The organism is Actinoplanes sp. NPDC048967 (genome assembly GCF_040649415.1).
Lineage (GTDB): Bacteria > Actinomycetota > Actinomycetes > Mycobacteriales > Micromonosporaceae > Actinoplanes.
Genome location: NZ_JBEZFL010000002.1, coordinates 706705 through 726919 on the forward strand (window position 1 = coordinate 706705; position 20215 = coordinate 726919).

Genomic DNA, 20215 nt, shown 5'->3' on the forward strand with positions numbered 1-20215 from the left:
CTATGGTGCGATCCGCATCGACAGACCCCAGCAACAACGCGCGGATTCGGAGTAATCTCCCAGCATCGACCGTCCATCATCAGAATGGTCATGCCGCCAGTGAGCGCTGTGAGCGAAGCACCGCGTGCGTCCCGCCGATCGAGGCGCGACGATGCCGTACGCCGTCAGGCCTGCGGCGGTGCCCGTTGGTGAACGCCCGGCATCTGCCCGCTCGGCTCGCCGCCGCCACCAGCGTCGCGGGCCTGTGCATCGGCCTCGGTGGCGTGCCCGCGTTCGCCGCCAAGGCCGAGATCGAGCCCACCGCCACGGTCCCGAGCACGCTCAACGGCCCGCTCACCGAGCCGGAGCCCTGGCTCGGTGACTCGGTTCGCGCCGAGCAGTGGCATCTCAAGACGCTGAACGTGGCGGGCGCCTGGACGTACGCCTCCGGCGCCGGCGTCACGGTCGCCGTGATCGACTCCGGCGTCGACTCCGGCCACAAGGACCTCCAGGGCCAGGTGCTGCCAGGCCTCGACCTGGTCGACTCCGGCGGCGACGGCGACACCGACCTGGTCGGGCACGGCACCACGGTCTCCGCCCTCATCGCCGGCCGCGGTGACGACGAGGCCGGCGTGGTCGGCATCGCCCCCAAAGCCAAGATCCTTCCGGTCCGCGTCCTGGACCGCGAGAACCGCTACGACGACGCGCTGATCGTCGCCAAGGGCGTGCGCTGGGCCGTCGACCACGGCGCCCGCGTCATCAACCTGTCCCTCGGCGGCAACGGCAGCAGCCCGGCCCTGGCGGCCGCCCTGGACTACGCGTTCGCCAAGGACGTGGTCGTGGTGGCCTGCACGGGCAACGCGAACGCGTCGACCTCGTCGGGCGTCTGGTATCCGGCCCGCGAGCCCGGCGTGATCGCGGTGGCCGGCATGGAGAAGGCCGGCGACGTGCTGTGGTCGGGCTCGATCACGGGCAAGGAGACGGTGGTGACCGCTCCGGCGACCCAGCTGGTCGGCGCCCGGCCGGGCGGCTACTGGCGGGTGCAGGGCACCAGCTTCGCGGCCCCGATGGTCTCCGGCACCGCGGCGCTGGTCCGCTCCCGCTGGCCCACGATGTCGGCGGCCGAGGTCGTCAACCGCATCATCAAGACGGCCAAGGACTGCGGCCCAGCCGGCCGCGACGGCCAGTACGGCTACGGCCTGGTCGACCCGACGGGCGCGCTGACCGCCGAGGTCCCGGCGGTGCTGCGCAACCCGCTGGACACGACGGCCTCACCGGGCATCGCCGGCTTCGGCAACGCCCCGGCCTCGGGCCAGGCCCAGTCGGCGCCGAACAACGCGATCGTGGGCGCCCGCGTCCCGGGCGCCTACGGCACAGCGGCCCGGGCGGGGGATGCTCAGCCCCCGACCTCCCCGCGCGGCTGGGGAGTGGCGGGTCTGCTGTTCATGGTGTCGGTGGTGGCGGCGATCCTCACGTTCCGCCGCTTCGCCCGCGTCGTCTGACCCGACCGGCCCGCGCCGCCGTGAACGCGGGGTGGCTGCCAGACGCGGGGCCCGCTGCGCTCGGCGTCGCTCGGATTCAGTCGCCCAGCGTGCCGTCGGGACGTCCCGCCGGCCCGATCCCGCGCGGCTCCGGGTCCCGGGGCGCCGAGGCCACGAACGCGGCGATCGTCTGCCCGAAGAGCCCGTTCACGATCCCGCAGTCACGGCAGACGAAATCATCGTCGAGCCGGCCGTTCGCGCAGTGCGCACAGCTCCCCCGGTCCCGCGGGTCGTGGTAGCCGCGCAGCGCCTCGGTCAACGCCCGGGCCACCGGCAACCGCAGCGGCAGCCGCTCGGTCTCGTCCCCGAGCCCGACCACCAGCTCACCCACCAGCGGCGCCGCCGGATCCAGCCCGTCGAGGCGGGCCACGAAATCGCGTAGGGCCGCCAGAACCTCGGCGGAGTGCGGCGTCGACATGCCGACCACCCTACTTTTACTCCAGCACTAGAGTAACGGCATGGGTCGCGAGCTCACCCCCGCCGAACTGCTCGTCATGGGCCTGCTCGCCGAGCGCCCGCGCCACGGCTACGACCTCGACCAGGTCATCGTGGCCCGCGGCATGCGCGAGTGGACCCCCGTCGCTTTCTCCTCGCTCTACTACCTGCTGCGCAAGCTGGAGACCGACGGCCTCATCGCCCCGGTCACCGGCGGCAGCCCGCGCCGCCGGGTCTACGCGCCGACCAGCGCCGGGCGGCAGCTCACCGCCGAGGCCACCCGCAGAGCGCTGGCGACCCTGTCCCCGCCGCACCCGCCGGTCCTCATCGGCCTGGCCAACGCACCGATGCTCGATCCGGCGACCACCGTCGAGGCCCTGCGCGCCCGCAGCGACGCTGTCACCGCCGAGCTCGACCGGCTGACCGCCCACCGCGACCAGCAAGCCGCCGGCGCCCCACCGGCGGTCGCCGCCCTGTTCGACTACGCCCTGGCCATGCTGGACGCCGAGCACGGCTGGATCCGGCGCACCATCGAGTCCCTGGAGGCTCCGGATGTCCAAAGTTGACCTCAAGCGCGACCAGCGGACCCTCTACGCCCCGCCGACCGGCCGGTACGCCGAGGTGGACGTCCCCGCCCTGCGCTACCTGGCCGTCGACGGCAGCGGCCGCCCGGGCTCGCAGAGCTACCAGCAGGCCGTCGAAGCGTTGTTCACCGCGTCCTACGCCGCGAAGTTCCTCAGCAAAAGCGAGCTGGACCGCGACTACGTCGTCATGCCCCTCGAAGGCCTGTGGTGGTCCGACGACATGACCACCTTCCTGACCCGGGAGAAGGACCGCTGGTCGTGGCGGATGCTGATCCGCCAGCCGGACTGGCTCGACGAGCAGTTCCTGGCCACGGCCGTCGAGCAGGCCCGGGCCAAGAGCCGGGATCCGGAACGCCTGCTGCGGGTCGTCGAGCTCACTGAGGGACGCTGCCTGCAGACCCTGCACCTCGGCTCGTACGACGAAGAGGGCCCGATCCTGGCCCACCTGCACGACAAGCTGCTGCCCAGCCGGGGACTACGCCCGGTCGGCCGGCACCACGAGATCTACCTCAGCGACGCCCGCCGGGTGGCCCCGGAGAAGCTCCGCACGATCCTCCGCCAGCCGGTGGCCGCCGTCGACGGCTAGGCGCAGTCGCCGGTCTTGACGCCTCTGGTGCGTTCGATGCCCAGCCTGGCCGTGCCCGAGGCCTCGGCCGCCGTCAGCGCGAAGCCCACCGTCTGATCGTCGGCCGCGGCCGCGAAGATCACGCCGAGCACGTCGCCGTTCGGGGCCACCAGCGGGCCGCCGGAGTTGCCGCTGCGGACCTTCGCGTAGATCGTGTAGATCTCCCGGGTCACGTCGCCCGAGTCGTAGATGTCCGGGCCGGTGATGTTGCTGACCTCGCGGACCCGGGCCGACTGCGCGTCGTACGGGCCGTCCAGCGGGTAGCCCAGCACGACCGCGTTGGCGCCCGTCCCGGCCGGCTTCTTGACGAACGGCATCACCGGCGCCCGCAGGCCCGGCACGTAGATGACCGCCAGGTCGCGTTCCGGGTCGTAGACCACGACCTTGCCGTCCAGCCGGTCTTTCGTGGTCTCCACCTGCACGTTACGGGTGCCGGCGACCACGTGCGCGTTGGTCATGACGCGCTCGTCGGCGTACACGAAGCCCGAACCCTCGATGCGCCGCGAACAGCTCGGCGCCGTGCCCAGCACCTTGATCACCGACTTGCGGGAGTTGACCACCACCGGGGCCTTGGCCAGCGCCGGGTCCGGCGCCGCGACCTCGCGGGCATTGGTCCGGGCCAGGCCGCCGAAGACGTCCGGGAAGCCGTTGGTGTTCAGCGACTCGCGCAGCCCGGCGGAGAGCGCCTGGGCCTGCTCCGGCATCAGCGAGTTGATGCCGTTGAGCACGGCGCTGCTGCGTACCTGCTTGTTGATGCCCGGGAACGGCGTCGACCCCAGCGGTACGGCGATCAACCAGGCCACCAGCAGCACGGCGACGAGCGAGACCACCGCGCCGCCGGCGTCGTCGAGCCGCTGCAGCGGCGGGCTGCTGATCGAGCGGCGCAGCCGGGTGCCCAGCCAGCCGGCCAGGGTCTGCCCGAGCACGGCCAGCGCGAAGATCGACACGAGCGAGACGACCAGCCGGACCGTGCCGTCCGCGAACTGGTTCGCGATCAGCGGGCCCACCTGGAGGCCGATCAGCACACCGCTGAAGAACCCGCCGAAGGACAACGCACCGATGACGAAACCCTGCCGGTAGCCACTGATCGCGAAGACCAGCATGAGCAGGATCAGGATTCCATCGACCACAAGCACTCGCTCAGAGTAGAAGTGACGGTCACGAGACCACCTCGTCGGAGGCGGCCGGCACGGCAACCGGGGTGTCGGGCAGTTCCATGAGCCGGCCGGGCTGCCACGGCCGGCTCCAGCCGGCCATGTCCAGCAGAGCCGAGACGACCCCCGCGGTGAAGCCCCAGACGAGCATGCCGCGCACCTGGAACGCCGGGCCCACCCAGCCGCTCGGATGCCGTACCCGGATGCGGTTGGCCGGGTCGACCAGCTCGGCGACCGGCAGCCGGGCCACGTGCGCGACCTCGGCGGGCTGCCGCACGTGCACCGGGTGCGGGGCGTGCCACCAGGCCAGCACCGGGGTGACCACGAAGCGGCTGACCGGGATGTAGAGCTCCGGCAGGGTGGCCAGCACGGTCGCGCTGGCCGGGTCGAGACCGACCTCCTCGTTCGCCTCGCGCAGGGCGGTGGCCGCCGGGTCGGCGTCGGTGGGGTCAGCCGCGCCGCCGGGGAAGGCTGCCTGCCCGGCGTGGTTGCGCATGGTGGCGGCCCGCTGCAACACCAGCAGGTCGGGCTCGCCCGGCCGCTGCTCGCCGAGCAGCACGAGAACCGCGCTGGCTCGGCCGCCGCTCGCCGGTGCCCGCAGGGCGGTGAAATCTTCGGTACGGGCAGAGCCGACCCGGGTCAGCAGCGGCTCCCACCAGTCGGGGAGGCCGTCCGGAAGCCCGCTCACCCGGTCACCGTCACGCCGGTGTGGGTCCGCACGAGAACACCGAGGGTGGGCTTGTCGAGGGCCTTGCCGGTGTAGAGCTCCCGGCTGCCGTCGGCGGCGATGAAGACGGTGACCGGCAGGGCAACCTTGCCCAGTGCAGTGAGCAGCTGCTGGTCGGGGTCGAACAGCGTCGGGAACGAGACGCCCCGGCCCGCGGCGAACGACGCCCCGGCGTCCCGGGAATCCCGGGTGTCGACGCCGATCACCCGCAGCCGGCCGGCGGTGGCGTCGGAAAGCGCCTGCATGACGGGCAGCTCCTCCCGGCACGGTCCGCACCACGAGCCCCACAGGTTGATCACCGCGGGCCCGCGCAGGGCGGTGAGCCGGACCGGGCCGCCACCGGTGAAGCACGGCAGCGAGACATCCGGCAGATCAGCAACGGGCCCGGCCGCCACTGGCCCCGCCGAAGACAGCGGAACCGCGGAAGGTGCGGCCGCGGAAGACGGAACCGCGGAAGGCGGAGCCGCGGAAGGCGGAGCCGCGGAGGTGAGCGACGCCGCGGAAGGCGGAGCCGCGGCCAGGGGTGCGGTGAGCGCAGCGCAGTCGGTGAAGGGTGACGCCGCGTCCTCGGCGGGTGACGGGGGCGGCACCTCGGTGGCCGTGCACGCGGCGAGCAGCAGCGCCAGGGGCGGCGTCAGCCACCGCGCCAGCACCGGCCCGCCCCGGACTCGGCTCACGGGGCCTCCGGCGTCAGGACGGCCGCGTCCGGCACCAGCTCGGGGTCGACGCCCGCCTGGGCCGCCAGCTCCTTCGCGCGTGGACCCTTCAGAAGCTTCGCCGCCGGGGCCGCCTCGGTCGGGCCGGTGCCGTACGAGGGGCACATGGTGGCCAGGGTGCACGCCCCGCAGGCGGGCTTGCGGGCATGGCAGACGCGGCGGCCGTGGAAGATGATGCGGTGCGACAGCATCGTCCAGTCGCGCTTCTCGATCAGGTCCGCGACCAGGAACTCGATCTTGACCGGGTCCTCCTCGTGGACCCAGCCGAAGCGGTTCACCAGCCGGCGGAAGTGGGTGTCGACCGTGATGCCGGGGACGTCGAAGGCGTTGCCCAGGATCACGTTCGCCGTCTTGCGGCCGATGCCCGGCAGCGCCACGAGCTGGTCAAGCCGGCCCGGCAGCTCACCGTCGTGGCGTTCGAGCAGGGCCTGACCGAGCTTGATCAGCGAATCGGTCTTCGCCCGGAAGAAGCCGGTCGGGCGCAGGATCACCTCGAGCTCGGCACGGTCGGCGGCGGCATAGTCGGCCGCCGAGCGGTACTTGGCGAAGACCGTCGGGGTGACCTCGTTGACCTTCTTGTCCGTGCACTGCGCCGACAGGATCGTGGCCACCGCCAGCTCCAGCGGAGTGCTGAAGTCCAGCTCGCAGTGCGCGTCGGGATGGGTCTCGGCCAGCAGTCTGGCCATCTTGCGGGCCCGGCGTTTGCGCCCGATCGGGGTCTCCCCCGCGAAGCGCTTGACCGACCGGGCGAGCACGGCCGCACCTGCGGTGGCGGCAACGACGGGACGACTCACGCGAGCAAGAGTACGTCGCACCCACGACCGCCCCGGGTCACATACCCGTCACCGGGGCGCCGTGATGGATCCGTCCTCACCGATGGTCGCGGCGGTGTCACCGAAGTCGTCCGCGGAGAGCTCCCGGACCCGGTCCCGGCCGCGCTCTTTGCCGCTGTCCCGGACGGGCCTGCCGGTGCTGTCCAGGTACGTCGACAGGAACTTGCCGCCGGTGAACCCGCCCTCGCGGGTCAGCGTGACGTGCAGGATGCCGCCGTACTTGAGGACGCCGTCGCTGCTGAGCGTCTTTCCGCCGCCGGCGAAGTTGCCCAGGCTGTACGCGATCAGCTTGCCCTTGTAGAACTGCATGCCGCGCAGCACGTGCGGCCCGTGCCCGACGACGACGTCAGCGCCCGCGTCGATGACCGCCTTGGAGAACTTGATCGGGTCGCCCCGGTTCTCGCCGAAGAACAGCTCGTTGCCCGGCTTCACGTGGCCCATGCCGGAGCCCTCCGCGCCCATGTGCACCTGCACCACGACGACGTCGGCCTTTCCGGTGGCCTCCTCGATCACCGTGCGGGCGGCGCCGAGGTCGTTGAGGTTGTTCGCGCCCGCGTACGGGGAGAAGCCGACCACCGCGACCTTGATCCCCTTGACCTCCACGACGGTGATCTGACCCTGGGCCCCGGTGTGCTTCAGCCCGGCCTTGTCCAGCGCCTGGACCGTGTTCTTGTAGCCCTGCGTGCCGAAGTCCTTGGAGTGGTTGTTCGCCGTGTTCATCAGCTCGAAGCCGGCGTCGACCAGGTGCTCGGCGTACGCCGGCGGGGAGCGGAAGGCGAAGCAGTTGGCCCGGGGCGGGCTGCCGCACTTGGACGTGCCGGTGTCGCCGGTGAGCGGCTGCTCGAGGTTGCCCATCACCAGATCCGACTTCAGGCCCTCCTGGACCGAGTCGAAGAAGCCCTCGCCGTTGTTGGCGGGCAGCTTGTTGGGCGCGCTGCCCATGATGATGTCGCCGGTCGCCGAGAACGTGAACGAGTCCTCGACCGTGGCCGATTCCGTCTCCTGCTTCCCGGGGGAGGCCGAAGTGGGGGCGGCGGCGGAGGAGGCGGGCGGCGCCTTCCAGACCGGGGCGGCAGTGTCGGATCCCCGATCGGCCAGGGCCACGCCACCGAGGCCGGCGCCCGCGAGCACGGCGACAGCGAGGGTGATCGTGAGGGCGGGGCGGCCGAACAGGCCCGGGCGGCGCGGTGGGGGGTGGGAATTCATCGACGAGGACGATACCGTCGGCCGACAAGCGGGGTCGACCGTCGAACGGCCGGTCCTTGCTCACCGAGAGCGACGATTCTTTCGACGTCCGGGGGCCGACCGGTTACGCTGCGAGATCTGGATCGAGGGGTGCCCGCCCGTTTACGGCCCGCGTGCGCCTAGACTGATCGAGCGCGGCGAAGCGCGTATTCGGAGGTACAGCGATGGATGAGGTACTGGCTCGCAGCGGGATCTTCCAGGGCGTTGACCCGGAGGCTGCCGAGGCACTCGCCAAGGAGATGGAGACGATCGAGGTCCGCAAGGGCGACATCGTCTTCAATGAGGGCGAGGCGGGTGACAGCCTTTACATCGTTCTCTCCGGCAAGATCAAGCTTGGTCGCCGGGCCGCGGACGGCCGGCAGAACCTCGTCTCGATCATGGGTCCGTCGGACATGCTCGGTGAGCTGTCGCTGTTCGACCCCGGTCCGCGGACGGCCACGGCCACCGCGGTGACCGACACGCGCCTGGCCCGGCTCAAGAAGTCGTCGCTGCGCCCGTGGTTGAACAACCGGCCGGAGATCGCCGAGCAGCTGCTGCGGGTGCTCGCCCGCAGGCTGCGCCGGACGAACGACGCACTGGCCGACCTGATCTTCACCGACGTGCCCGGCCGGGTGGCGAAGAACCTGCTGCAGATGGCGGGCCGCTTCGGCACCCGCGACGGTGGCGTGCTGCGCGTGACGCACGACCTCACCCAGGAGGAGCTGGCGCAGCTCGTCGGCGCCTCCCGGGAGACGGTCAACAAGGCGCTGGCGGATTTCGCCTCCCGCGCCTGGCTGCGGCTCGACGGCAAGAGCGTCATCATCCTGGATCCGGAAAGGCTCGCCCGCCGCGCGCGGGTCTGACCGGCAGAGCACCACGAGCACGACGAGGGGCCGTCCTGATGGGCGGCCCCTCGACGGCGTGTCCACCCACCTGATCAGGGGACAAAGCCGCCCTCTCATGATCCGTGTCGCACCCGGTCGGCCGCTCGTTACGGAGGTGGTCGAGAGGCACTACACGGGTGAGAGGCGCGGGGTTTTGAAGATGGTGGCGGGCGTGCAGCGCAGGGCAGGGCAGAGGTGATCCCGTGACCGTGCTCGAGACCGCGATCGACCCGCGCAACCCGGCCTACCTGCAGAGCCGTAGCGCGATGCTGGAGCGGCTGGCGGAGCTCGAGGCGGCGCTGGAGGCGGCCCGCGCGGGCGGCGGCGAGAAGTGGGTGACCCGGCACCACGCGCGCGGCAAGCTGCTGCCCCGCGAACGGGTCGAGATGCTGCTCGACCAGGACAGCCCGTTCCTGGAGCTGTCCCCGGTGGCGGCCTGGGGTTCGGAGTTCCCGATCGGGGCCAGCGTGGTGACCGGCATCGGCGTGGTCGAGGGCGTCGAGTGCGTGGTCATCGCCAACGACCCGACGGTGGACGGGGGTGCCGTCAACCCGTACACGGTGGAGAAGATCCGGCGGGCCGCCCGGATCGCCTCGGTCAACCGCCTGCCGCTGGTCAATCTCGTGGAGTCCACGGGCGCGGCGGCCCCGGCCGGCCCGCCGCCGGGCGGGGCGATCGCCCGCGACCTGAGCCAGCTCACCGCCGACCGGGTCCCGACGGTCTGCGTGGTCTTCGGCGCGACGACCGGCGACGCCGCCTACCTGCCGGCCCTTTCCGACTACACGATCATGGTGCGCGGGCACGCCAAGATGCTCACCATCCACCCGCAGCCGGTCCGCGCGGCCGGCGCCAACGGCCGGCCCGCGCCCGAGGTCCGCAGCGCGCCCACGGTGCCCGCCGGGGTGACCGGCCCGGCGGACCAGCTGGCCGAGGACGAGCGCGACGGGCTGCGGCTGGCCCGTCAGTGCGTCCGGCGCTTCAACTGGCGCAAGCGCGGCCCGGCGCCGCGCTGCTTCCCGCCGAACCCGCCCAAGTACGACGCCGAGGACCTGCTGAGCATGGCCGGCGCCGACCCGGCGACGGTGTTCGAGCCGCGCGAGGTGCTGGCCCGGATCCTCGACGGCAGCGACTTCGACGAGTTCAAGCCGACCCAGGGCACCGCGCTGGTGACCGGCTGGGGCGAGCTGCACGGCTACCCGATCGGTGTGCTGGCCAACCTGGGCGGGGCGTTCTCGCCGGCCGAGACGCAGAAGGCCGTGCACTTCATCCAGCTCGCCAACGCGACGGCCACGTCTCTGCTGTTCGTGCAGTACACCGGCGCGCCGGCCGCCGAGGCCCACGAGGCCGCGGACGTGCGGCACGGCGCCCCGCTGGTGCACGCCGTGGCCAAGTCGACCGTGCCGCACCTGACCCTGATGATCGGCGCCCGGCCCGCCGAGGAGGCCGGCGGCATCTACGGCCGGGCCTACGAGCCCCGGTTCCTGTTCAGCTGGCCGGTGGAACGGCCCGCGGAGGGTTCACCCCCGCTCGGGAAGCTGCCCGACGACGGCGTCATCGATCCGCGCGACACCCGTACGGTGCTCGGCCTCTGCCTGTCCGCCGTGCACAGCGCGGCTGTCGAGGGCGCCGAGCACGTCGGCGTCTTCCGACCCTGAAGTCCCTGAAAGGTAGACCAGTGATCCGACGTCTTCTGGTGGCCAACCGCGGCGAGATCGCCCGCCGGGTATTCGCCACCTGCCGCCTGGTCGGCATCGAGACGGTCGCCGTCTACTCCGATGCCGACGCCGACGCGCCGCACGTCACCGAGGCCGACTACGCCGTCCACCTGTCCGGCAACACCGCGGAATCGACGTACCTGCGGGGTGATCTGATCATCGCCGCGGCCAAGCGGGCCGGGGTCAACGCCATCCATCCGGGTGACGGCCGGCTGGCCGAGGACCCCGGGTTCGCCGCCGAGGTCGCCGACGCCGGGATGATCTGGGTCGGCCCGCCGGCCAAGACGCTGGGCACGGTGCAGCACAAGATCGAGACGAAGGCCATGGTCGCCGAGGCCGGGGTGCCGGTACTGCCGACGCTGACCGACCCGGCCGAGATCACCGACTTCCCGGTGCTGATCAAGCCGGCGACCGGACACGGCGGGCAGGGCATGCGGGTGGTCCGGGACCCGGTGACGCTGGCCGAGGCGATCTCCTCGACCCGTCAGGAGACCGGTGACACGGTCTTCTGCGAGCCGTACGTGGAGAACGTGCGGCACATCGAGGTGCCGATCATCGCGGACGCGCACGGGGCCGTGGTGCCGTTCGGTGAGCGCGAGTGCTCGGTCCAGCGGCGCTATCAAAAGATCATCGAGGAGACCCCGTCCCCAGCGGTCGATCCGGCGCTGCGTGAGGAGCTGTGCCGGGCCGCGATCATCGCGGTACGGGCCATCGGCTTCGTGGGCGCCGGCGCCGTGGAGTTCCTGCTGGACGAGCACGGCGACTTCTGGTTCCTGGAGCTGACCCCCACCCTGCAGGTCGAGCACGCCGTCACCGAGTGTGTGTCCGGGTACGACCTGGTCCGCCTGCAACTGCTGGTGGCCGAGGGAGGCAGCCTGCCGATGCCCGGTCCGCCGCCGATCCGCGGGCACGCCATCGAGGTACGCATCTGCGCCGAGGACCCCGCGTACGCGTGGCTGCCCGCCTCGGGCACACTGCACCGTTTCGCCGTACCGGATGTGGCCGGTTCGTTCCGCCCGCTGCCCCAGCCCGGCCTGCGCCTGGACGCCGGCGTGATGGACGGCACCGTGGTCGGCGTGCATCACGACTCGACGCTGGCCAAGCTCGTCGCCTGGGCCCCGACCCGGCAGGAGGCGGCGCGGATGCTCGCGTCGGCGCTGACCCGGACCCAGTTGCACGGCGTGGTCGCCAACCGGGACCTGCTGGTCCGCGTCCTGCGTCACCAGGCGTTCCGGGTCGGTGACGTGGACACCGGCTTCCTGGACCGGCATCCGGAGGTCTTCGCCCCGCTGCTGTCCTCGGTGGACGCCGTCCGCATCTCCTGCCTGGCCGCCGCCCTGGCCGGGGCCGCGGCCCGGCGGGCGACCGCCCCGGTGCTGCAGTCGCTGCCGTCGGGCTGGCGCAACGTCCCGTCCGGCTCGCAGACCGCCGTGTACGACGGCCCGGCCGGCCCGGTGGAGGTCGGCTACCGGATGAACCGGCACGGCGAGCTGGCCGGCTGGTGGGTCCGCGCGGTCGACCCGGAGGAGCTGGACCTGGCCGGGCTGGGTCAGGCCCCGACGCTCGACGACCATCCGCCCACGGTCGTGGTGCACGCCGACGGCGGCCGGGTGGACCTGGACGTCAACGGCATCCGGCTCAGCCTCAAGGTGCACCGGGTCGGCGACATCTCCTACGTGGACAGCCCCGAAGGCTCGGTCACGCTGCGTGAGCTGTCCCGTTTCCCGCTGCCGGCCCCGGAGACCACCGAGGGCTCACTGATCGCCCCGCTGCCCGGTGCGGTCCGCCGGGTCCTGGTGGTGCCGGGTCAGCGGGTACGCGCCGGTGAGCTGCTGCTGACGCTGGAGGCGATGAAGCTGGAGCACCCGGTGCACGCGCCCTCGGCCGGGGTGGTCGCCTCACTGCCGGTGCAGCCGGGCGCCGAGGTCGACACCGGCGAGCTGCTGGCGGTGCTCGACCCGGAGTGACGGGCTCAGCCGCGGGCCAGCACCGGACCGCGGAGCTGGTCCCGGCCCTGACCGGCCAGGCAGCGGAAAGTACGGTCGGCGCTGGTCGGCGGCAGCACCGACAACGCCCACTCGGTGCTGTCGGTACGGGTCGTCGTGCGCCGGAAGGTGGCCGTGCTGCACACCTTGCGCACGATCGGGTCGGTGGTGACCGCGTCCCGGTCGTGGGGTTCCACTCCGGACGGCAGCCGGCCGATCGCGAAGACCTCCCAGCTGTGCGGCCGGGTGCACGAGATCTTGCGGGCGGTCCGGCCGTCGTCGGCCCGCCGCGTGTAGCACTCCACCTGTTCGGGGCAGTGCGCGTGGGCAGCGGCGCAGCCGGGGAGCCGGGACAGCGCCACGGGCACGGTGGAGGTCGCCGGCGCGGCCAGCCGGGTGGCGAACGACCGCACCTTGGGGCCGTGCGCGGACGCCAGCCAGGCGCCGCCCAGCGAGGTCGCGACCAGCAGGAAGACCCCGAAGCCGCCGAAGAGCCACTTGCGCTTGGCGCGCTTGCGGCCCTCGGTGTGCACGGTCGGCGTCTCGTCGGCGCCGTGCACCTCGCGGGTGGGTGACACCGGCGGCACCGGCCGCGGGTTGCGGGGCATCGGCTGCGGTTCGGGCGGCTGGAACGTCGACGCGCGGTAGACCGTCGGCGGGACCTGGTGGCCGGTCTGACCGAGGTGCACGCCGCCGAGCATCTCGCGCAGCTGCTCCGCGGTGGGGCGGGCCCGGGGGTCGTTCGCCATGCCGTACCGCAGGATCTCGGTGAGCGCGCGCGGCACGCCCGGCAGCTCCGGGATGGGCTGGTTGAACAGGTCCATCAGCGTGATCAGGCTGGGGCTGCGGTCGGACTCCCAGCGCGGCGGGCGGCCGCGCATCACGGCGTAGAGGGTGGCGCAGAGGGCGTACACGTCGACCGCGCCGGACGGCTCGGCGTGCGAGAACATCTCGGGCGGGGCGTACGCCGGAGTGAGCACCTCGAGGGTGACCGACGAATCGCGCATCTCCCCGAGCACGGCCAGCCCGAAGTCGGCGAGCACGGCCGGGTTGAAATGCGAGTACAGGATGTTCGCGGGCTTGACGTCGCGGTGCAGCACCCCGTTGGCGTGCGAATGCACCAGCGCGTCGGCGATCTTCACGCCCAGGTCGCGGGTCTCGGCGGCGGTCAGCGGGGAGACCCGCATCCGGTCCAGGTACGACCCGTCACAAAGTTCCATGATCAGGTACGGGTGCTGGTCGACCGTCACCCCGACGTCGAAGAGGTCCACCACGTGCGGGTGCGACGACATCCGCCCGGCCGCTTTGGCCTCGCGCAGGAAACGGGCCTGGTCCCGGGCGTTGTCCAGGGTCCTGTTCTCGACCTTGATGGCGACGTCACGACCGACGGAATCCTGCGTCGCACGGTAGACAGTGGCGTACCCACCTCGTGCCATAACCGTCAAGCCGGACATGCCAGGCACGTACGGCGCGGGGAGACGGCCAGGCGGGGTGTCGGTCACGGGTTAGAAAATACGCGACCGGGAGTCAGCTTCATCCCGGCACGTCAGACGCGTACGCGACAGATTCCGGCGGTTCCACGATGGAATGGGCCAGAGCATCCCTCAATTCCTCCGCCGCGACCCTTTCACTGACCTGTTCCGAGGAGTACGCGAGCAGCACAGCCTCCTCGGCCGCACCCCGCGCGAGGTCCAGCGATCCGGCCGCCGCGTGCACCCGGGCGAGCACCATGGCGGCGACCACTCCGCTGCGGACGTCCTCGGCCGGCACCTCGCGGGCACGCCGGATCCAGGTCGCCGCCGCCTCGACGTGACCGTCGGCGAGCAGGGCGGACGCGTACGACGCCAGCGCGTGCCGGCGGGAGAAGAGCAGCGAGCCGCCGGTGTCGCTGGCGATCGGGGCGAGCAGCCCGACCGCGGTGGCCGCGTCACCGGCCCGCAGCCGCGCCTCGGCGAGCAGCACCCGCGGCCCGACCTGCGCCGGCGCCAGGGGGTTGTGCGGCTCGACCGCGGTCATCACCCGGCGCGCGTCCGCCTCGGCCGCCTCCACGTCACCGCGTTGCAGCGCCACGAAGCCGCGCAGGGTGCCGGCCATGCCGAGCAGCAACGGGTGACCGGTCCGGTCGGCGTACTCCAGCGCGTCGGTGAGCAGGTCCTCGGCGTGCTCGGGCTCGTTGAGGCCACGCGCGATGGCGCCGCGGACGACCAGGGCCAGCCCGCGTCCCCAGTCGTCGGAGACCGCGGCGAAGTCCCGGTACGCCCGGCGCGCCTCGCCGTCCGCCTCGGCCAGGTCACCGAGCTCGGCTGCCGCGTACGCCTCGACCGCCCGCAGCGTGCCCACCGCCCAGCCCTCACCGACCCGGTCCCCGAACGGCAGGAAGATCCGGGCCAGCCGGCGCGACTCGTGCAGGCGTCCGGCCAGCAACCGGGCGAACGCCGTGGTACCGCGCAGCCAGGACCGGCCCACCGGGTCACCCAGCTCGGCGAAGAGGCGGGCGGCCCGGCCGAGCACGGCGTCCGTACCCGCGAAGTCACCCCGGGTGGTGGTCACCCAGGCCAGGTTCTGCAGCGCCCAGGCCTGCCCGTGCCGGTCCCCCGCGGTGAGGGTGACCTGGTACGCGGCCGCGAACCGGCTGCTCGCCTGGCTCAGCTTGCCGGCCAGGAAGTCGGCCATGCCCAGCCGGCGCATCGCGTTGGCGCGTTCCGGGGCCAGCTCAGCCTCGGTCGCCACGTCCAGCGCCTGCTGCCAGGCCGCGACGGCCCGGGACGTGTCGCCCAGCGCCTCCTGCGCGCGGCCGACGACCAGCAACGCCTCGGCCCGGCACACCGGCTCCTCGTCGGCGCTGCCGGCGATCTTCTCGCCGTAGGTCAGGGCCTCGTTGGCCCGGCCCAGGCGCAGCAGGGCGCGGGCGTGGACCAGCTGGTCGGAGAGCGGCAGGCCGTCCTTGGCGATGGCGGCGGCCCGTTCCGCGTACGCGATCGACGCGGCCGGTTCGATGTTGGCCAGGGCGCGGCGGGCCAACCGGCCGAGGGCGGCCACCCCCAGCGGGGCCACGTCGCGGGCGGTCGCGTCGGGGCGCAGCCGGACCGCGTCGGCCAGCTCGACCGCACACTCGGCGTGGGTCGCCACGAAGGCATCCCGCTCGTTCTCGCCGAGGCTGAGCCGGCTGGCCCCGTCGTAGCCCAGCGCTGTCACGGTTTCCGGCGCGGCCCACCGGGCCAGGTACGCATGCCGGTCGGCCAGGTCGGCCTTGCCCAGCCCGGCGTACGCGGCCTCGCGCATCAGCGGGGTGCTGAACGCGTATCCGCCGCGGACCCGGTGCAGCATGCGACGTTGCAGCAGCTCGTCGATGGCCCGTTCGAGCTCGACGGCCGCCACCGCACCGGGCCGGGCGTCAGCGGGCGCCCGCCGCTCACGCAGGGCCTCGATGACGCCGGTGGGCACCGTGTCACCGACGACGGCGGCGTCGCGCAGGACCGAACGCGGCTCGGTCGGCAGCGCGTCGATGCGGGCGGCCAGGACTGCCGCGAGGTCGCGGGAGAGCAGCTGGCTGCCCATCGAACCGTCGGCGAGCTGCCACTTGCCGGCGGCGTTGGCGCCCACGGCCGGCATCAGCGCGCCGCGTTCCATCAGCAGCGTGACCAGCTCGGCCAGATAGAACGGGTTGCCCTGGGCGGTGGCGAGCAGCCGGTCGGCGTCGGACTGGGCCAGCTTGCCGCCGTTCAGGTAGGAGGTGAGCAGCCGGGACGCGTCCGCACCGCGCAGCGGCGGCAGGGTGTGGATCTCGGCGTCGGCCAGCCGGGTCAGCGCGCCGGCGGTCCGGACCAGCTCCGGGCGGCCGAGCAGCAGCAGCACGACCGGGCCTTCGAGGCGCGACAGCACCGCGCCGAGCGCGTCGATCGTCTCGGCGGTCGCGTCGTGCAGGTCATCGACGATGACGACCAGCGGCGTCTCCCGGGCCAGGGCGCTGAGCAGGCCGGCGACCGCGATCGGGATGGTCTCGGTCTCCGGGCGGGCGCCGCCGGTGGGCTGATATTCCGCGACGGCGGCCGGGCCGACCGGGTTGGCCGGGGCCTCGCCGTAGCCGAGCAGGGCCAGCAGGCGGTCGATGTCGAGCTCGGGTGGCTCGCCGTCGCGGCTGAGCCGGGCCACGAGCTTGCGCAGCCGCTCCTCGACCACCGTGCGGTTCATAGTCGCGGCCACGTCCTTGGGCAGGCCGACGGACTTGCGCACGAGGTCGGCCAGCGGCGCGAAGCGGCGGCGCTCACCGAACGCCCGGCAGCGCGCCCGCAGCACCCGGGCCCCGGTGTGGGTGGCGAAGCGGCCCGCGCCGACGTCATAGCCGGCCGCCAGCCGCTTGACCTCGCCCGCGAACCGGGTCTTGCCGATGCCGGCCTCGGCCGTCATGACCATCACCCGGGGTGTGCCCGAGTCGATCACCTCGGCGAGCCGGCCGGACACCCGGCCCAGTTCGGTCTCGCGGCCCACGAACGGGGCCTCGTCGCCCAGACCGGACCGGGTGCCGGGTGCGTCGTGCAGACCGAGCAGCTCGTACGCGGGCACCGGCTCGCGTTTGCCCTTCAGCCGCAGCGCCCGCAGCTGCCGCCAGGAGGCGACGTGCCGGGTGCCGGCCGAGGTGCGCGAACCCGCGTAGACGGCGCCGACCGCCGCAGCGTCGGCGAGCCGGGCTGCCGTGTTGACCGTGTCGCCGATGACCGTGTATTCGATCGAGGCCTGGATGCCGGCGACCACCTCGCCGGTGTTGAGCCCGACGCGCAGGCCCAGGGGTGCGCCGCCGCCGCGCTCGTCGTCCAGCACGCGACGGACCGCGCGCTGCATGCTCAGGGCGGCCCGGACGGCGCGTTCGGCGTCGTCCTCGTGCGCGACCGGCGCGCCGAAGACGGCCATGATCCCGTCGCCGGTGAGCTTGTCGACGTGCCCGCCGAAGGTCTTGACGGCACCGGCCAGCGCGGCCAGCACACGGTCGGTCACGGCGCCCACACGCTCGGGATCCAGGTCCTCGGACCAGGACGTGAAGTCGGAGAGGTCACCGAAGAGCACGGTGACGATCCGCCGCTCCGCCGCAGGCAGCGTGGCCGCGGCGGGCAGGGCGGCACCGCAGTTGTGGCAGAAACGGGCACCGGGAACGGCGACGGTTCCACACACAGGACAGGTCACAGCGGGTCCAACTGTTCCGGGGTGGGCTGTGATTCCCGCCTCAGGTAAGCGAGTTGCGCGCGCGCCGACCAAACCGCTGCGAAACGGACTCTTGGTGCGATGTCCGGGTAGACGACGTCGACGATCGCCTCGGCCGAGTCCGCCCCGGCCGTGATCGCGGCCCGGACCTGGCCGAGCCGCTCCTGCCGGTGGGCCAGATAGGCCCGGGCCACCGCGGCGCAGTCGGGGAGCGCCGGCCCGTGCCCGGGCAGCATGAGCACACCCTCGTACGCCGCCAGCCGCTCCAGGCTCGTCAGGTACGCCCCCAGGTCGCCGTCCGGCCACGCCACCACGGTCGTGCCCCGCCCCAGGATGGTGTCGCCGGTGAAGACGGCGCGCTCGTCGCCGCACTCGACCAGGAAGCTGACCGAGTCGCGGGTGTGCCCCGGCGTGTCCAGGACCTGGATCTCCAGGCCGTCGGCGCCGAGCTGCTCATCGCGGCCCAGCGGCCCGGCGAGCACCCCGTGCTTCGGATCGGCCGCCAGGACGTGGGTGCCACCGAGGAGCTCGGACAGGCGCGCAGCACCCTCCACGTGGTCGTGATGACCGTGAGTGACGAGGATGAACAGGAACGGTCCGTGTCCGGCGATCCGGGCGAGATGCCCCTCGTCGAGCGGGCCGGGATCGATGACGATCCCGTGCTCGGCCCCCGGGGCGCGCAGCACCCACGTGTTGGTGCCGTCCAGCGTCATCGGCCCGGCGTTGGGGGCACGCAGCAGCGTCACCCATGCCGGTAACTCCACGACCTCGGCGGCCCCCATGCACCGCATCGTACGTCGCGCCGCGCTGACCGTCCGGGGACCGGATGTGCGATCCGGTCACCGGCGGTCACGACGCGACGGCAAAACCACACGCGGTGAGGGATTCAGGCGATCTCGGCGATGACCTCGACCTCGACCGGCGCGCCCAGCGGCAGCTCGGCGACGCCGACGGCGCTGCGGGCGTGCCGGCCGATCTCACCCAGCACGTCCCCGAAGAGGTTCGAGGCGCCGTTGACCACGGCGGGCTGGCCGGTGAAGCCCTCGGCCGACGCCACGAAGCCGGTCAGCTTGACGATCTTCACGAGCCGGCCCAGCCCGACCAGCGCGTCGATCGCCGCGAGGGCGTTCAGCGCGCAGTAGCGGGCCAGCTCGGTGCCCTGCTCGACGGTCACGTCGGCGCCGACCTTGCCGACGTACGGCAGCTTGCCGTCCACCATCGGCAGCTGGCCGGAGACGTAGACATAGTTGCCGGACTGCACGGCCGGCACGTACGACGCGAGCGGCGGCACCACCGACGGCAGTGTCAGCCCCAGCTCCGCGAGGCGGGCGTACGCGTCGGCGCCGCCCTCACCCGTCACCGGCGTGGTCACGACTTGGCCCGCTTCATGTACGCGATGAGCTGCTCGGAGTTGGGCCCGGGAACGACCTGCACCAGCTCCCAGCCGTCGTCACCCCAGTTGTCGAGGATCTGCTTGGTCGCGTGGACCAGCAGCGGCACGGTCACGTACTCCCACTTCTGCATTGCTCGTCCAGCTCCCTGTCACTCGTACGGGCTGCTCCGGGCGGCTGCCCGGCGACGGCGACAGCCTAGCCAGGCGGCCGGAGCTGCCTCGCGGCTGTCCGGATTTCGTTACGCTGAGCACCGGGGCGTCGCGGCCCCGACTCCGCCGGCCGAGGGGGCACGATGACGCAACCGCAGCAGGGCGAGACGGCGCGGCCCTCGTCGATCGCCGCCGCGGAGGCGCCCGCGTCCGACTTCATCGACGCTCCGCCCCCGGCCGAGCTGCCCGAATGGCCGCCGGTCGGCGCCTATCCCGGCGAGCCCGGCCACCCGGCCGAGCTAGCCATCGGTTCTGCTGACACGCAGGTCCTCTCGGCGCAGCCCGCCGAGACCGAGGTGCTGATCGGTGAGCCGGTGTGGCATCAGCCGCCGCCGACCGAACCGTTCCACGCCCGTCACGAGAAGCCCGGCGAGTGGCGCACCGAGCCGCCGCCCCACCTGGCCCTGGAGCACTCGCCGCCGGCCGAGGTGCAGCCCGGCGTGCAGCACGACCAGCCCACCGAGGCCATCCCGCTGAGCATGCTGCCGCACCCGTGGGAGGTGCCGTTCGACCCGCACGCCACCGAGACCGTGCTGCTCGACGCGCCACGCAAGCACAAGCGCCCGTTCTGGGTGGCGGTGGCCCTGGTCCTCACCCTGCTGATCTTCGGCGGCGGCACGGTCTCGGCCTATCTGCTGCTGCGCGACGCCGAGAGCGGCAAGGGCGCACCCGACCCGGCCACCGCGGTCAACAGGTTCATGACGGCGATCTACACCCAGCAGGACCCGAAGACCGCGGGGGACGTCGTCTGCCGCGAGGCGCGCGACGAGGAGAAGCTCAAGGCCCGGGTCGACCAGATCAAGGGGTACGCGAACGAGTACGACGCCCCTTCCTTCCGCTGGAACGACCCGGCCGTCTCGGGGCAGACCGACGAGAAGGCCACGGTCGGCGTGCAGCTCACGATGACCACCGACGACGAGAAGACGGCCCAGCAGCAGCTGACCTTCACCGTGGTCCGCAAGACCAGCTGGCTCGTGTGCGACGTGAGCGGCTGAGTTCAGGCCGTACGCTCGA

18 protein-coding genes are annotated in these 20215 nt (G+C 72.8%); 7 read left to right on the plus strand and 11 right to left on the minus strand.

Translation table 11 applies throughout. From position 1 onward, the window contains the following. The first annotated feature begins 188 nt into the window (after positions 1 to 188). Positions 189 to 1481, plus strand: coding sequence for a type VII secretion-associated serine protease mycosin (mycP, locus tag AB0C12_RS10020; protein WP_360546141.1), 1293 nt, complete (start codon positions 189 to 191; stop codon positions 1479 to 1481). A gap of 76 nt (positions 1482 to 1557) precedes the next feature. On the opposite strand, the gene AB0C12_RS10025 is transcribed toward mycP, so the two are convergent. Beyond that, on the minus strand, positions 1558 to 1938 hold the full coding sequence (locus AB0C12_RS10025; RefSeq protein ID WP_360546143.1) for a hypothetical protein: 381 nt from the start codon (positions 1936 to 1938) through the stop codon (positions 1558 to 1560). A gap of 40 nt (positions 1939 to 1978) precedes the next feature. Here AB0C12_RS10025 and AB0C12_RS10030 point away from each other — a divergent pair, with 40 nt between their 5' ends. Together AB0C12_RS10030 and AB0C12_RS10035 are read left to right on the plus strand one after the other, a co-directional pair. Further along, complete coding sequence (locus AB0C12_RS10030) at positions 1979 to 2521, plus strand: PadR family transcriptional regulator (protein WP_360546145.1); 543 nt, start codon at positions 1979 to 1981, stop codon at positions 2519 to 2521. Continuing rightward, positions 2508 to 3125, plus strand: a complete 618-nt coding sequence (locus AB0C12_RS10035; RefSeq protein ID WP_360546147.1) for a GyrI-like domain-containing protein — start codon at positions 2508 to 2510, stop codon at positions 3123 to 3125. The genes AB0C12_RS10030 and AB0C12_RS10035 overlap by 14 nt, the downstream gene beginning before the upstream one ends. Here the strand turns inward: AB0C12_RS10035 and AB0C12_RS10040 are convergent. The 5 genes from AB0C12_RS10040 to AB0C12_RS10060 all read right to left on the minus strand — a co-directional run bounded on the left by AB0C12_RS10040 (position 3122) and on the right by AB0C12_RS10060 (position 7800). Further along, complete coding sequence (locus AB0C12_RS10040) at positions 3122 to 4300, minus strand: MarP family serine protease (RefSeq protein WP_360546149.1); 1179 nt, start codon at positions 4298 to 4300, stop codon at positions 3122 to 3124. The genes AB0C12_RS10035 and AB0C12_RS10040 overlap by 4 nt on opposite strands. A gap of 22 nt (positions 4301 to 4322) precedes the next feature. Continuing rightward, positions 4323 to 5006, minus strand: a complete 684-nt coding sequence (locus AB0C12_RS10045) for a CoA pyrophosphatase (RefSeq protein WP_360546151.1) — start codon at positions 5004 to 5006, stop codon at positions 4323 to 4325. Beyond that, positions 5003 to 5722: a TlpA disulfide reductase family protein gene (locus tag AB0C12_RS10050; RefSeq protein WP_360546153.1), complete on the minus strand. Its 720-nt coding sequence runs from the start codon at positions 5720 to 5722 to the stop codon at positions 5003 to 5005. The genes AB0C12_RS10045 and AB0C12_RS10050 overlap by 4 nt, the downstream gene beginning before the upstream one ends. Further along, the gene (nth, locus tag AB0C12_RS10055; protein ID WP_360547106.1) at positions 5719 to 6516 is read right to left on the minus strand and encodes an endonuclease III; all 798 of its coding nucleotides are present in this window, start codon (positions 6514 to 6516) and stop codon (positions 5719 to 5721) included. The genes AB0C12_RS10050 and nth overlap by 4 nt, the downstream gene beginning before the upstream one ends. Before the next feature lie 87 nt (positions 6517 to 6603). Then, positions 6604 to 7800, minus strand: a complete 1197-nt coding sequence (locus AB0C12_RS10060; RefSeq protein WP_360546155.1) for a CapA family protein — start codon at positions 7798 to 7800, stop codon at positions 6604 to 6606. A gap of 203 nt (positions 7801 to 8003) precedes the next feature. On the opposite strand from AB0C12_RS10060, the gene AB0C12_RS10065 reads away from it, so the two are divergent. The 3 genes from AB0C12_RS10065 (at position 8004) to AB0C12_RS10075 (ending at position 12384) form a co-directional block, all read left to right on the plus strand. Continuing rightward, a complete protein-coding gene (locus tag AB0C12_RS10065; RefSeq protein WP_203768799.1) occupies positions 8004 to 8681 on the plus strand; it encodes a Crp/Fnr family transcriptional regulator in 678 nt (225 codons plus the stop codon). 224 nt (positions 8682 to 8905) lie between these two features. Further along, entirely contained in the window at positions 8906 to 10357 is a 1452-nt protein-coding gene (locus AB0C12_RS10070; RefSeq protein WP_360546157.1) for a carboxyl transferase domain-containing protein, read from the plus strand. Between the two features lie 20 nt (positions 10358 to 10377). Next, positions 10378 to 12384, plus strand: a complete 2007-nt coding sequence (locus AB0C12_RS10075; protein ID WP_360546159.1) for a biotin carboxylase N-terminal domain-containing protein — start codon at positions 10378 to 10380, stop codon at positions 12382 to 12384. Between the two features lie 5 nt (positions 12385 to 12389). Here AB0C12_RS10075 and AB0C12_RS10080 read toward each other — a convergent pair whose 3' ends face one another. The 5 genes from AB0C12_RS10080 to AB0C12_RS10100 form a co-directional block, all read right to left on the minus strand. Next, a complete protein-coding gene (locus AB0C12_RS10080; protein WP_360546161.1) occupies positions 12390 to 13904 on the minus strand; it encodes a serine/threonine-protein kinase in 1515 nt (504 codons plus the stop codon). 31 nt (positions 13905 to 13935) lie between these two features. Continuing rightward, complete coding sequence (locus tag AB0C12_RS10085) at positions 13936 to 17580, minus strand: adenylate/guanylate cyclase domain-containing protein (protein WP_360546163.1); 3645 nt, start codon at positions 17578 to 17580, stop codon at positions 13936 to 13938. Further along, positions 17577 to 18389, minus strand: a complete 813-nt coding sequence (locus AB0C12_RS10090) for an MBL fold metallo-hydrolase (RefSeq protein ID WP_360546165.1) — start codon at positions 18387 to 18389, stop codon at positions 17577 to 17579. Before AB0C12_RS10090 ends, AB0C12_RS10085 begins: the two co-directional genes overlap by 4 nt. Before the next feature lie 95 nt (positions 18390 to 18484). Continuing rightward, positions 18485 to 18970 carry a RidA family protein gene (locus AB0C12_RS10095; RefSeq protein ID WP_360546167.1) on the minus strand — a complete coding sequence of 162 codons (486 nt, stop codon included), beginning with the start codon at positions 18968 to 18970 and terminating at the stop codon, positions 18485 to 18487. Next, entirely contained in the window at positions 18967 to 19122 is a 156-nt protein-coding gene (locus AB0C12_RS10100; protein WP_212987823.1) for a DUF4177 domain-containing protein, read from the minus strand. The genes AB0C12_RS10095 and AB0C12_RS10100 overlap by 4 nt, the downstream gene beginning before the upstream one ends. 162 nt (positions 19123 to 19284) lie before the next feature. Between AB0C12_RS10100 and AB0C12_RS10105 the strand changes: the two genes are divergently transcribed. After that, positions 19285 to 20196, plus strand: coding sequence for a hypothetical protein (locus tag AB0C12_RS10105; RefSeq protein ID WP_360546169.1), 912 nt, complete (start codon positions 19285 to 19287; stop codon positions 20194 to 20196). Positions 20197 to 20215: the final 19 nt, after the last annotated feature.